At 29.7% G+C, this 13,967-nt stretch carries 14 protein-coding genes; 13 read left to right on the top strand and 1 reads right to left on the bottom strand.

Annotated elements, in window-relative coordinates; all coding sequences use genetic code 11:
• Positions 1-61: 61 nt before the first annotated feature.
• The 11 genes from FVE77_RS10725 (at position 62) to FVE77_RS10680 (ending at position 8,627) form a co-directional block, all read left to right on the top strand.
• On the top strand, positions 62-1,480 hold the full coding sequence (locus FVE77_RS10725) for an NADP-dependent glyceraldehyde-3-phosphate dehydrogenase (protein ID WP_026745759.1): 1,419 nt from the start codon (positions 62-64) through the stop codon (positions 1,478-1,480).
• Positions 1,481-1,575: 95 nt separating this feature from the next.
• Positions 1,576-1,734, top strand: coding sequence for a hypothetical protein (locus FVE77_RS12710; protein WP_021744496.1), 159 nt, complete (start codon positions 1,576-1,578; stop codon positions 1,732-1,734).
• A 206-nt stretch (positions 1,735-1,940) separates the two neighbouring features.
• Entirely contained in the window at positions 1,941-2,663 is a 723-nt protein-coding gene (aphA, locus tag FVE77_RS10720; protein ID WP_026745760.1) for an acid phosphatase AphA, read from the top strand.
• 192 nt (positions 2,664-2,855) lie between these two features.
• Positions 2,856-3,164, top strand: a complete 309-nt coding sequence (locus FVE77_RS10715; protein ID WP_026745761.1) for a DUF898 family protein — start codon at positions 2,856-2,858, stop codon at positions 3,162-3,164.
• Between the two features lie 430 nt (positions 3,165-3,594).
• Complete coding sequence (locus FVE77_RS10710; RefSeq protein WP_006804962.1) at positions 3,595-4,194, top strand: hypothetical protein; 600 nt, start codon at positions 3,595-3,597, stop codon at positions 4,192-4,194.
• 6 nt (positions 4,195-4,200) lie between these two features.
• The gene (locus FVE77_RS10705) at positions 4,201-4,956 is read left to right on the top strand and encodes an energy-coupling factor transporter transmembrane component T (protein WP_026745762.1); all 756 of its coding nucleotides are present in this window, start codon (positions 4,201-4,203) and stop codon (positions 4,954-4,956) included.
• Positions 4,938-5,777, top strand: a complete 840-nt coding sequence (locus FVE77_RS10700) for an energy-coupling factor ABC transporter ATP-binding protein (protein ID WP_026745763.1) — start codon at positions 4,938-4,940, stop codon at positions 5,775-5,777. The genes FVE77_RS10705 and FVE77_RS10700 overlap by 19 nt, the downstream gene beginning before the upstream one ends.
• Positions 5,778-5,838: 61 nt before the next feature.
• On the top strand, positions 5,839-6,402 hold the full coding sequence (locus FVE77_RS10695) for a macro domain-containing protein (RefSeq protein WP_036087724.1): 564 nt from the start codon (positions 5,839-5,841) through the stop codon (positions 6,400-6,402).
• Positions 6,399-7,211, top strand: coding sequence for a hypothetical protein (locus FVE77_RS10690; protein ID WP_026745765.1), 813 nt, complete (start codon positions 6,399-6,401; stop codon positions 7,209-7,211). Before FVE77_RS10695 ends, FVE77_RS10690 begins: the two co-directional genes overlap by 4 nt.
• Positions 7,212-7,250: 39 nt before the next feature.
• Complete coding sequence (locus tag FVE77_RS10685) at positions 7,251-7,778, top strand: hypothetical protein (protein ID WP_026745766.1); 528 nt, start codon at positions 7,251-7,253, stop codon at positions 7,776-7,778.
• Between the two features lie 51 nt (positions 7,779-7,829).
• A complete protein-coding gene (locus FVE77_RS10680) occupies positions 7,830-8,627 on the top strand; it encodes an energy-coupling factor ABC transporter ATP-binding protein (RefSeq protein WP_026745767.1) in 798 nt (265 codons plus the stop codon).
• A 328-nt stretch (positions 8,628-8,955) separates the two neighbouring features.
• Here the strand turns inward: FVE77_RS10680 and FVE77_RS10675 are convergent, their stop codons facing one another.
• Positions 8,956-9,828: a hypothetical protein gene (locus tag FVE77_RS10675; protein ID WP_026745768.1), complete on the bottom strand. Its 873-nt coding sequence runs from the start codon at positions 9,826-9,828 to the stop codon at positions 8,956-8,958.
• A gap of 419 nt (positions 9,829-10,247) precedes the next feature.
• Here FVE77_RS10675 and recG point away from each other — a divergent pair, with 419 nt between their 5' ends.
• Both recG and FVE77_RS10665 read left to right on the top strand, forming a co-directional pair.
• A complete protein-coding gene (gene recG / locus FVE77_RS10670) occupies positions 10,248-12,317 on the top strand; it encodes an ATP-dependent DNA helicase RecG (protein ID WP_026745769.1) in 2,070 nt (689 codons plus the stop codon).
• Positions 12,318-13,011: 694 nt separating this feature from the next.
• On the top strand, positions 13,012-13,896 hold the full coding sequence (locus FVE77_RS10665) for a DMT family transporter (protein WP_026745770.1): 885 nt from the start codon (positions 13,012-13,014) through the stop codon (positions 13,894-13,896).
• Positions 13,897-13,967 lie beyond the last annotated feature (71 nt).

Raw genomic sequence — 13,967 nt, 5'->3', positions numbered from 1 at the left:
TTATGAAAAATATATGCTAAAATATAAAATATAGAAAAACAAAAATAAGGAGGAATTTTTAATGAATTATAAAAATTTAGTGAATGGGGAATGGAAAGACTCTAAAAATACAATAACTATTTATTCGCCAATAAATGGGGAAGAACTTGGAACTGTACCAGCTATGTCAAGAGAAGAAGTTGATTTTGCTATGGAATCTGCCAGAAAGGCTTTGCCTGCATGGAGAGCGTTGTCGGCTGTGGAAAGAGCGGCTTATTTGAATAAGGCTGCGGATATTCTTGAAAGAGATAAAGATAAAATTGGGGAAAACTTGGCAAAAGAAGTGGCAAAAGGAATTAAGGCGGCTATTTCAGAAGTAGTAAGAACGGCGGATTTGATTAGATATGCTGCAGAAGAAGGACTTAGAATCACAGGTGAATTTGTAAACGGTGGAGGATTTGAAGCTGGAAGCAAGAGAAAATACGGAGCAGTAAAAAGAGAGCCAGTTGGTGTTGTGCTTGCAATCGCGCCATTTAACTATCCAGTAAACTTGTCAGCATCTAAAATCGCGCCAGCGTTAATTGGAGGAAATGTAGTGATTTTCAAGCCGCCTACACAAGGTTCGATTAGTGGATTGCTGTTAACTCAAGTATTTGCAGAAGCTGGAATTCCAGCGGGAGTATTCAACTCTGTAACTGGAAAAGGTTCTGAAATTGGAGATTATTTGATTGAACATAAAGAAGTGAACTTTATAAACTTTACAGGAAGTACGCCAATTGGGGAAAAAATTGGAAAACTTGCTGGAATGCGTCCAATTATGCTTGAATTAGGTGGAAAAGACGCTGGAATCGTGCTGGAAGATGCTGATTTGGAAAAAGCTGCAAAAGATATAGTGGCAGGAGCGTTCAGCTATTCTGGACAAAGATGTACTGCAATTAAAAGAGTGCTTGTAATGGATTCTGTTGCAGATAAATTGGCTAGCTTGATAAAAGCAGAAGTTGAAAAACTAACTGTGGGAGATCCTTTTGACAATGCTGATATTACAACAGTAATTGATACTCCATCAGCAGACTTTATTGAAGGATTGATAAAAGATGCACAAGAAAAAGGGGCAAAAGCATTGACAACAGTAAAAAGAGAAAAAAACTTAATATGGCCCGTAGTTTTTGACAATGTAACAACTGATATGAGAATTGCATGGGAAGAGCCATTTGGACCAGTATTGCCAATTATCAGAATAAAATCTGTAGATGAAGCAGTAGAAATTGCAAACAAATCAGAATACGGACTTCAATCAGCAGTATTCACAAAAAATTTCCCATTGGCATTTGAAATCGCTGAAAAACTCGAAGTGGGAACAGTTCACATAAATAACAAGACTCAAAGAGGGCCTGACAGTTTCCCATTCTTAGGAATCAAAGGTTCAGGAGCAGGAGTTCAAGGAATAAAATACAGCATAGAAAGCATGACAAGAGTTAAATCTATTGTATTTGATATATAGGAATTTGAGAGATGTTTTCTTTTGGGAGAACATCTTTTTTTTGACTTTTAATTTTAAAATTTTAAATAACAAACTATTTTTCAGGAGGTTTTCCTATGAAAAAGTTAAAAATATTTATAATATTAGCTTTATTTACATTAATGGCTGCAAGTTGCTCCTATTTTAAAATTCCCAAAAAAATGGAAGATAAATCAGGGAATATATGCACTTATACAGCAAAGGGAGAATTTATAGGTTGTAAACCTATAAAATAGCAAAAATTTTTTTAAGAATATAACAATTCAAAGAAAAGGCTTAATCTTTAGTGTACATTAGACTAAAGGATGTACTTTCTCCAAGAGATAAAGTAAAAAATTTAGAAGTATATTTGGAAAAATTTTTAGAGAAAAAAAAGAGAATGGTTTGAAAAATGGAATAAAATTATATTTAAAAAAATAAAAAATATATAGGAGGAAATGTTATGAAAAAAGCATTATTATTTTTGTTTGCCACGTCTGTAGTATTTGCGGCAGGACCAAAGGTTCCTTATACTCATGAGGGATTTTATTCAACAGATAAAGTTCAGAAGGCTGTTCATTTTGTGTCTGTTGACGACATTAAGAAAAGTCTGGAGGGAAAAGGGCCGATTAATGTAAGTTTTGACATTGACGATACATTGCTTCACTCAAGCGGATATTTTATTTATGGACAGCATTATTTTCAAATTTCGGGAGACAAGAGAGGTGCTGTAAGTTACCTGTACAATCAGAAATTCTGGGATTATGTAGCTGAAAACGGAGATGAACATTCAATTCCAAAACAATCTGCAAAAGATCTGATTAAAATGCACTTGCAAAGAGGAGATAACGTATTCTTCATCACAGGAAGAACAAAACATTCAAAAGATAAAAACTACACTTCTACAAAACTTTCTAAAACATTGCAAAGATACTTTGAACTGCCAAAAGAAGTTTATGTGGAATATACAGCTGACACGCCAACAGGTGGCTACAAATATGACAAATCATTCTACATCAAAAAACACAATGTCTCAATCCACTATGGCGACAGTGATGATGATATCCTAGCCGCAAGAGAATTAGGAATAAGAGGAATAAGAGTTCAAAGAGCTTACAACTCTACAAATCCACAAAAAATGAACGGTGGCTATGGAGAAGAAGTTCTAATAAACTCTGCATGGTAAAAATAAAAAAATTATAACATATATTTTCAGAAGTATAAAAAGATACTTCTGATTTTTATTTTGGAAAAAGTACAGTACAGTATAAAGAAAATATACGAATACTATATCTTTCCTGCTGTTTTTTATTTAAATGAAAAATTTGATAAATTAATATTTTGTGTTATAATTAATTTAAAATTATAAGGAGGAATTATGGAAAATAAAAGTTATTTTGACGGTGGGCTGCTTAGTTACATTGGATGGATTATTTTAGGCTCCCTTATAACATCTTGTACGTTTGGGATTTGTTATCCGTGGGCATTGTGCATGATTTATGGTTGGAAAATAAATCATACTGTTGTTGAAGGCAGAAGATTAAAATTTAATGGCAGTGCAGTAGGTTTGTTTGGTAATTGGATAAAATGGTTATTGCTGATAATAGTAACATTAGGAATATACGGATTTTGGGTACACATTAAATTAGAACAGTGGAGAGTAAAAAACACAACTTTTTTAAATTAATTTATTAATGCAAGGCTGATTGTTTCAGTCTTTTTTTGTTGATTTTATACTAAACTTCACTTAATACTGAATCCTATTAGAAAGTATAAACTTTATTAAGGAAATTTTATTCTATAAGAAAGTTTTTAGGGAGTAGTTCATAGAACTTTTCGCCATTATTAAGTAATAATCAATTAAATATATTAAAATAACTGTTATTGCGAAATAAGGCATGGTGTTTGATGCCTTTACATGAAAAGAAACTAAGAGTGTAAATAGAGAAATATTTATTAATCGAAATAAAAAATGATGAAAATGAAATCCAGATAAATATTTAAAAGGAAAATTCAATATAGATTGTTAAAAAAATAACAAAACTTTCCTCCAAAGGTTGAAATATTGAAAAATATGTTTTAAAATATAGTAAATAAAATTTTAAGGAGGCAGAAAAATGAAAAGTTTAAAAGAGGATTTTTCTTTAATGTCAAGTTTGTTGATACCAGTAGCGGTGGCTATTAATTTTACAGGTTTTGGGATTGCGAAATTTTTACAGTTGCCTATATTTCTTGATTCAATTGGATCGGTGTTTATTAGTCTTATTGCAGGGCCTTGGGTGGGGACAGTAACAGCAGTTATTACGAGTCTGATTACAGGAAGTTTTTCTCCAGAATATTTTGCATTTATACCTGTAGCAATATGTAATGCCTTGGTTGTAGGAATTCTTGCAAAAATGAGAACTAAAAATTTAGTAATAAAAACAATTATAGTAAGTTTGGCACTGGCTTCGGCTTCAATAATTGTATCTATTCCTATAATTATTAAAGTTTATGGAGGATTTACAGGAAATGCTTCATCTGCAGTGGTAGTATTATTTAAAAGTATAGGATTTAGTTTGGAACAAGCAGTTGCGATAGCCACTATGCTTACAGAAGCGGCTGATAAAATTGTAACAACAGTAATTTCTATATTAATTATAAAAAGCATGTCAGATAGATATTTAATAAAATTTAAATATGGAGAAAATTATATCTATAAGAAAAATGGAGAATAGGAAGTTATGATTAAAAATTTTTTTAGAAACTTGTATCCTCTTACGAAGTTCTATTTAGCCGCAGTATTGTTAATATCAGCATTTATATTGCCAAATCATACTTATGGATATTTATTGATAGCAATTTGTGGAATTGCTGCCTATTTTTATGAAAAGTTGGGAATATACTTGAAAAGAGTGTTTTTTAGCCTGTTTTTTCTAACTTTGATTATATTTGCTGTACAGGGGCTGATGATTCCTTCTAATGATATTATGGCAAAATTTGGTTTTATTACAGTATATAAGACTGGGATAATAACTGCAGTAAGATTGACTTCCAAAATTGCAGCTCTAGTTTCTACTATAACAATGTTGACACTAATATCAAAAGCTAAAGAGTTCACAGTGGCTCTTGAAAAAAAAGGAGTTAATCCTAAAGCGGCATTTATCTTGCTTTTATCGCTTCAAATGATTCCTGAAATGAAAAAACAGTCAGATATAATTATGGATTCACAAAAGGCAAGGGGAGTAGAAATGGAAGGAAATGTATTCGTAAGATTTAAGGCACTTATTCCAATATTTATTCCAATGGTGCTGTCATCCATAATAAGTACCGAAGAGCGTGCGATTACACTTGAGTCGAGAGGATTTTCAATTGGAGAAAAGCGGACAATATTACATGATATAGAAGAAACAAAAAATGATAAAATTATGAAAATTATGCTGGCTATTTTTATAGTGCTGTGTATTGTGTGGAGGGTTTTATGGGTTATTTCAAAATAGAAAATGTAAACTACAAATATCCGCTTGAAGAAAAACAAGCCCTGAAAAATATTAATATTGAGATAAAAAAAGGCGAATTTTGGGCTGTAATTGGAAAAAATGGGAGCGGGAAAACGACGTTTTGTAATATGTTAAGACGGTTTGTGCCTGATTTTTATAAAGGGGAACTGACAGGAAAAATAACGCTGGAAGATAAAGAACTGAAAGATTATTCTCAAAAGGAACTTGTGCAGAAAATAGGGTTTGTATTTCAGAATCCATTTACACAGATTAGCGGAGTTAAAGATACCGTTTTTGAAGAAATTGCTTATGGACTTGAAAATCTGGGTTTAGAAAAAGAAGAGATAATTTCCAAAGTTGAAAAAATATTGAAAATGCTTGAAATTGAAAAGCTGCGTGAAAGAAACCCTTACGATTTGTCTGGGGGACAAAAGCAAAGAGTGGCACTTGCTTCAATTATCGCAATGAATCCTGATATTCTAGTTATTGACGAACCTACCTCACAGCTTGATCCAAAAGGGACAGAAGATATTTTCAAAATTATAAATTTAATGGCAAATGAAGGAAAGACAATTATTTTGGTTGAGCATAAATTGGAATTAATAGCAGAATATGCTCAAAATATACTTGTCCTTGATGAAGGGGAAATAATTTTGAGTGGAAAAGCGGAAGAAGTTTTAAATAATAAAATTTTGCTGGAAAAGGAAATTGGTATGACACAATATTCTATACTTGCCTATGAACTTGAAAAAGCGAGAAAAGTTGAGTTTGAAGAAATTCCTATAACCAAGGAAAAGACAGTGGAATTATTGAAAAAATAAAGTAATAAAAAATAAAAATTGTTAAGCAAATCTTGAAAATATTTATTAAAAAGGAAAAATTATGAAACCAAAAGATTTGAAAAATAGAATCATACTTGTAAAAAGCGATATTACTGAATATCCTGCTGATGTGATTGTCAATGCCGCAAATTCTTCCTTGCTTGGAGGCAGCGGCGTTGATGGTGCAATTCATAGAAAAGGCGGAAAAGAAATAACAGAAGATTGTATGAAAATACGTGATTCTCAAGGAAAATGCAACGTTGGGGAAGCTGTTATTACAAGAGCAGGAAATATGCCATTTAAAAATGTAATTCATACAGTTGGGCCTGTCTGGCAGTCAGGAAAAAATAATGAAGCAAAATTATTTGCAGAAAAACTATTAAAAAAAGCCTATATTTCAAGTTTAGAATTGGCTGAAAAAAATAAACTGAAAAATATTTCCTTTCCAAATATCTCGACAGGAGTGTACAGATTTCCAAAAGATTTAGCAGCAAAAACGGCTATTAATGCTGTGACAGAATATTTGGCGAAAAATGATTTTATAGAAAAAGTAAATTTTGTATGTTTTGAAGATGAAAATTTTGAGATTTATCAAAAATTACTGGAAGAGAAAGGGATTTTATGAAAGAAGGAAAACTGAAAAAAATTATAAAAATAGACTGGACTATATTTTATTCCAAACCAAGAATACAAATTTTAGGAATTTTGATATTTTTGGATATAATATTGCTTTTCTCAGTGACAAAAGAAATGGAAAAAGGCTTTAACGTATCTTCTGTTTCAACTTCAATAGTTTTATTTATACTATTTGTCTTATTAAATGGATTGTTTATTTTTTATTACAAAAATAAATTTCCTAACATAGAATTTTATGATGATTATTTTATTTTCAAAAAAGAGAAAGTGTATTATGAAAATTTAAAATATTTTTTCTTTAAGGATAATAGATTATTTCAAATGAAGAAATTTTCTAAAATTTTGTATAAACCTGATGGCGGTAATTGGAAAAAGATAGATGGAAGCGGATATGATTATGATTTATTTTCAGTATTTCAGAAATATTTTTTAGAAAAAAATTTTCCAAAAGCAGTAGAAAATATTGAAAATGGCGGAGTTGAGATTTTTCCATTTCAAAATCAAGGTTTTGTGAAAAACAAATTTTTATTTTCAAGTGAAGAAGGATTGCAGGAATTGACTCAGATTTTTGAAAGTTCACCTAAAATACAAGTATCGAATAAGTCTGTAACATTTGATAATGAGATTTATGATTGGGAAAATTATAATATTGAATTTGAAATCGGCACAATTACAGTAAGTGATTTGAAAAAGAATACGATTCTTGAAATTGAAGCTAAAAATACAGTAATTTGTCAGGAAATTTTATTAAAAAACTTGATAGAAAATTTTGATAAAAAATATCCTAAATTTTATTAGAAAATAAGAAAATTTGGAAAGTGAGAAAGGGAAATTTTGATGAAAAGATTTTTGTCAGGCTTATTAGGAATTATTTTGTTATTTTTTGTGATGACAATTGTTTATTGCCTATACTGTCTTTTTAAAATATTTGTTAATAAATACATACCTTTTTTTGAAGCGCTGATTTTTTTAGGGATATGTAGTGGCTGGACATATGGATTAAATAGATATGATAAAAAAAATTTTGAAAAAGAAAAAGATAATAGTAGAAGCAGATTTGCACCAAAAGAAAAGAAAGAGCCTTCAAATAAAGAATTACTGTCAGCCCTTTTTCTCGCATATATTCCAGCAATTATAACAATTTATCTTGGAAATGTGACTGAACTGGCATATTTTATAAGTTCATACGAGAAAACAAAATTTACAGCAGAGTTTTTTTATTCGTTAAATGAAGTTTTTAATCAACGATTTTTTTATAAAAATTTATTAATAGTATCAGTAACTTTTATAATATTTGGGGCTTTTTTTAGTTTTAGAACAGTCACAGAATACATGAAGAGGAAAAAAGAGGAGCTGGAACAATAAAATAATTATTGAAGATAATTGTTTAATAAAATTTTTAAAGGAGACAAAACTATGAGTTTTATTACTGTAAAAAATTTGAGTTTTAAATATCCAAGCGGAACTGAAAATGTGCTTAATGATGTTTCTCTTGAAGTTAAAAAAGGGGAAAAAGTCGCAATTATTGGGCAAAATGGCGCTGGGAAAACAACGATGGTAAAAATGTTGAATGGACTTTTAAAGCCAGTAAGCGGAGATGTTGTTGTAGATGACTGGAATACAAAGAAATATACCGTTGCCAAAATGAGCCGAAAAGTCGGATATGTCTTTCAAAATCCAATGGATCAGATATTTCATAACAATGTTTACGATGAAATAGCCTTTGGAGCAAAAAAATTAAAATATTCTCCTGATGAAACAAAAACAATGGTGGAAAACGCCATAAAATTAACGGAACTTGAAAAATATCAAAAGGAAAATCCGTACAATTTACCGTATTCCTTGAGAAAATTTGTTACAATTGCCGCAGTAATTGCAATGGGTTCAGACGTTATTGTAATGGATGAGCCAACAGCAGGGCAGGATTTTAGAGGAATGAGAGTCTTGCATAACTTGATTGACGAACTTCAAAAACAAGGGAAAACTATAATTACAATAACTCATGATATGGAATTTGTAGTAAAAAATTTTGATAGAGTTATTGTAATGACAAATGGAAAAGTTATCGCTGATGGAGATAAACGTGATATTTTCTGGCAATTTGATACATTGGAGCAAAGCATGGTAAAACAACCGTATATCAGTGATTTGGCTAAGGAAATGGAAATGGATGGAAAGGTTTTGTCTGTGAAGGAATTTGTAGAAAATTATTAAAATATATAGGTTGTCTTTAGTAAAATGAAAAATTATACAAATTAAAATAATTAAGATTTTGATTTTAAAAATAGATAGAGTAAAAAAATAGGATTAAGCAGAAAACAATCTCAAATTTCTTGTATTAACACAATTATCCATTTAAATAACGAAATTTGATTATTTAGAAATATTGAATTTTGTATTTCTTATTGAAAAAATTTTTAATGAATTTGTTATTTAAATGGGATTTAGTATAACATAATCTATAAGAAATTTGAGTTGCTCCTAAATGTTTATTTTATCAATTTAAAAGCTTTATTACTTTATAAGATACTGATTAAAATTTTTATAATTCAATTTCCCTGTTTCTATCAATTTTTCTAAAAATATCTGTATTTTTGAGCTTTTCTACATTTCTTTTCTTTTGGCTTTTGTTTTCAATATTATTATTTATTGTAGTTATCATCATAAACAAAAATTTTTCCTGTCCAAAATTATAGTTTTTTACCTCATTACTTGCAGAAAGTGTTGCAATATTATTTAAATAATAATCGATTCCTTTTTGAAATTCATTTTTTTCAACAAAATTTCGAATATTTAAAAAATGTAAACTTAACTTGTAGGAATAGATTTCTTCATCTGACATTGTAAATTTATCAGTTTCACTTTTATTGCTCAAAAGTTTTAGAGTTTCATCTATTTCAGTTAAGTTTTTTATGCCATTGTCATTGGCTTCTTCCTGTAATTTTATAAGTTTTAAAAATAAAGAATTTGGATATTTTTTATTTATTTGATTAATAATTTTGCTTTTCTCGTCTATATCTTCAATATTACCATAATAACTGACTTTCATGCTCCAAATTTCATAATCTGCTGGATTAGCCTTTTCAAAAATATCCATATATTTTTTTCCATTTCTTATATTTTTCAAGTAAAGGCTTGCCAAATAAGTTTCAGCGATTTTCCCTGCCACAATATAATTATTTCTATCCTTTTCAAGCAATTTTTCCAGTTTTTCCAAATATTCCGCTCCATCAATATCCGAAGTTTCAAAAAGCAGTCCATCGCCAATTTCTTCATCAAGTTTAATAGTTTCTTCAATAATTTCACGTTTAATCCCTTTTGTACTCAGTTTTTTATAAATAATATCGCTTATGCTTTCTGCATTTCCAAAAATTCCAAATGCTAAAAATAATAAAATAGTCATTAATTTTTTCATCTTGTCTATTTCCTTTCAATTTTTTGTTTATTATAAACATGTATATTTTTCCTCTTGAAGTTAAAAATACATTTCTTAATTTTTAAGAATTTTTACTATATTTTACATTATTGAGAAAATTTTTTCAAATTAATTAATAAATTTTTTTAGTTTGTCGCAATATATTATACAATCTATGGTAAAAAAAGATGCTTATAAATGAAAAAATTAGTTAAACTGTCTTAAAACTTAGGGCAGTTTTTATTTTTCAAAATATGGAAAATTTCGATAAATTGTGGTATCATTATTAGTAATGATATGGAAGAAATAATAATAAAAAATATAAATATTGAAAAATATTATTAAAATTCAAATATAAAAATTATTTTATTTATTAATTGTTTTTTGTTTGGAGATATTAAAATAAGGCGGAAATAGATATGAAAACATATAACTTGCTTTATGAAAATTTAGAAAATGTAAAAATAAAAGGAGTTACAAAAACAAACATTCCAAAATTTAGGAAATTAGGAGTTTTTACACTTTATGACTTGCTTTATTTCTTTCCAAGAGCTTATGAAAATAGAAGTAATCATAAGAAAATTGCGGAAATTTTGGCGGATGAATTTGTGATTTTACAGGGGACGGTTGTGAATGTGGTTAATCAGTATATAAAGGCTGGAAGGACTATGTTTAGGGCGGTTTTAAGTGATGATAGCGGAATGATTGAGCTTGTGTGGTTTAATAACAGGTTTGTGAAAAATGGTATTCACATTGGCGATGAGATTACAGTTTACGGGAAAGTAAGAAAGACTGTAAAATTTCAGCTTGTAAATCCTGAATACAAAAAAATCAATCAAGATAGTTTTGATATGCAGGAACAAAAGCAGATATTACCTATTTATCCATCTACAGAGTCACTTAGACAGCAGGCAATCAGAAAAGTTATGGAAAATGCCTTGATGGATTACGGATATTTGTTGCAGGAAAATCTACCAAAGGAGTTTTTACAAAAGGAGAAACTGCTTGGAAGAAAAGAGGCGGTCTTAAATATTCATTTTCCAGAAAATGAGGAAAAGCAAAGCAAAGCACGGAAAAGATTTATGCTGGAGGAAATTTTGCTTCTGGAAATGGGAATTTTACAAAATCGTTTTAGTGTTGACAAGGCAAATAAGAATCTTTACAAACTTGAGGACAACAAAAGTCTTGTGAGCAAATTTATAAAGGGTCTGGATTATGATTTGACAAAAGCACAGAAGCGTGTAATAAAGGAGATATATTCTGAGTTAAAGGCTGGAAAGATTGTAAATAGGCTGATTCAGGGGGATGTTGGTTCTGGAAAGACGATTGTTTCATTTATAATGCTTCTTTATATGGTTGAAAACAATTATCAAGGTGTAATTATGGCACCTACAGAAATTCTTGCAACACAGCATTATCTAGGAATTGTAGATGAATTTATGAATCTTGACATAAGAGTGGAACTTTTGACTGGAAGTGTGAAGGGAAAGAAAAAGGAAAAATTACTGAACGAGATAAAAGAAGGACTTGTTGACATTGTAATCGGAACACATTCCTTAATTGAGGATAATGTGATTTTTAAAAATCTTGGGCTGATTGTAATTGATGAACAGCATCGGTTTGGAGTAACACAGCGGAAACTTTTACGTGACAAGGGAAATCTTGCCAATTTAATTGTTATGAGTGCCACTCCGATTCCACGTTCACTTGCGCTTACAATTTACGGAGATTTGGATGTATCGATTATTGACGAACTGCCTGCTGGAAGAAGTCCGATTAAGACAAAGTGGATACAAAATGAAATTGACAGACAAAAAATGTATAACTTTATGGAAAAGAAAATGAAAGATGGACGGCAAGTGTACATAGTGTCGCCATTAATTGAGGAAAGTGAGAGCCTGAATGTAAAATCAGCACAGGAAACATACGAAGAATACGTTTCAATTTTTCCAAATAGAAAAATCGGACTTATGCACGGACGGCAAACTTACAAGGAAAAGCAGAAAGTCATGGAACAGTTTAAAAATCACGAACTTGATATTCTTGTTTCCACAACAGTAATCGAAGTTGGAGTAAACGTTCCAAATGCATCAATTATGGTAATCCGTGATGCTCAAAGATTCGGACTTTCTTCACTTCATCAACTTCGAGGAAGAGTTGGCCGTGGGAAATACCAGTCCTACTGCTTTTTAGAATCCGAAACAACAAATGAAATTTCAGTAAAAAGGCTGGAAGTTATGGAAGAAACAACAGATGGATTCAAAATTGCCGAAGAAGATTTAAAGCTACGTAATTCAGGAGAAATCTTGGGAACAAGACAAAGCGGAGTGTCTGACATGCTTTTTACGGACATTATAAAAAATGTGAAAGAAATCAAATTTGTACGTGATTTTGTAATGGAATATTTGGAAAAGAATGATGGGAAAATAGAAAATGAATTTTTGAAAATGGATATTTATAAGAAGTTTTTTAGCGATGAAACAAAGTAATGAAATGAATTGTAAAATTATTTTTAAATAAGATTATTACTATATTTATTTAGTAACTAGTAAAATATTCTTTAATTAAATTTAATCATTAAGTATCTATATAAGGGATTTTATTTAGCTTTTGAAAAACTGTTTATTATTAATAAATGTTTTTTCATAATTTCATATTTTTTCTTTTTATAAAGCAAGGGAAATCAATCGCCATTTCCCTTGCAACCCTGGCTCGTCTATGTATTTTTTGAAATAAAAACGAAACTCGCTGACGCTCAGACAGTCGTTTTCATTCCAAAAAAATCACGACATTCTATATTAAATTATTAAAAATTATTATATTTAAATTTTAGGTTTTAACATTTTGAAAATATTAAATAAGCAAAATTTCGTTAAAGAAAAAATAACTGTCTGAGCGTAGTTTTTACGAAGCGAGTTTTATTTTTTCTTTATTAAGAAAGTTTTGCGTAAAGCGGGGTTGTAAGGGCATGGCGTTTGATGCCCTTACGTTACAAAAAATTGAGTAAAAAAATAGAAAAAATTATTATTAATCATAATATTTATAAATAAAATTATAAAAGTCTTTAAGATAGATACTTAAGAATTAAATTTTATTTTTTAAATAGTGTTTAATATAAGTTAGATTTATTTAATATTACTAATTTATTTTTGGAAAAATTTCAAAATGATAAGGAGAAGTTTTGTGAAACAGTATTTAGCAGATTTTGGACTGCTTTTTGTAGGGATATTTTGGGGACTTGGATTTGTATTTGTGAAGATTGGACTGAATACAGGAGTTGATCCATTTTATTTGTCAGCGGTTAGATTTCTTGTGGGAGGGATTATTCTTTATGGAATTTTCTTTAGAAAAGTAGGAAAATTCAAAAAAAATGATGTTCTTGCTGGATTAATAGTTGGAATTTTTCAGTTTTTTGGATACGCTTTCCAAACTTATGGGGCGATGCTTACGACTGCCAGTAAAAATGCTTTTTTTACTTCGATAAACGTTATAATTGTTCCTTATATTTTTTGGTTTTTGCACAAAAAACGTCCTGATATTTTTGCATTTCTGGCTTCAGTTATTTGTGTGCTGGGAGTTGCTGTGATAAGTTTTGACAGGAAGATGAATCTTGCAAATCTTAATTTTGGCGATATTTTGACAATTATAAGTGCGATATTTTTTGCAGGACAAATTGCTACGAATGGATATTTTAGTAAAAAAGTTGAGCCTTTAAAACTTGTTGTTATGCAGATGTTTGTGGCAGGAATATTGTTTGTAGTAAATGTTTTTATTTTTTCAGATATGAGCAAAATTCAAAAGCCTGCTGGAATGATGTTAATTGCAATAATTTATTTAACAATCTTCTCAACCGCGATACCAACAGTATTACAGACATTCTGCCAAAAATATACAACTTCCACAAGAGCTTCGATACTAATGTCAACAGAATCGCTTTTTGCTCCACTTTTTGCATTTTTTATACTAAGTGAAAGATTATCACTAAGAGTGGCAGTTGGGGCTGGACTGGTACTTTTTGCAGTGCTTGTGTCAGAAACGAAATTGGGACTTAAGAAAATTGAGGAATAATAAATAAAAAATTAATTGATGTTTTGTATTAAAATTTATCAAATAATATGATAAAATAAAATGGATAATAA

Source organism: Leptotrichia hofstadii (genome assembly GCF_007990525.1).
Classification (GTDB): domain Bacteria; phylum Fusobacteriota; class Fusobacteriia; order Fusobacteriales; family Leptotrichiaceae; genus Leptotrichia; species Leptotrichia hofstadii.
The sequence above is the reverse complement of the archived record's forward strand: the minus strand, read 5'-3'. Positions and strand labels throughout refer to the sequence as shown.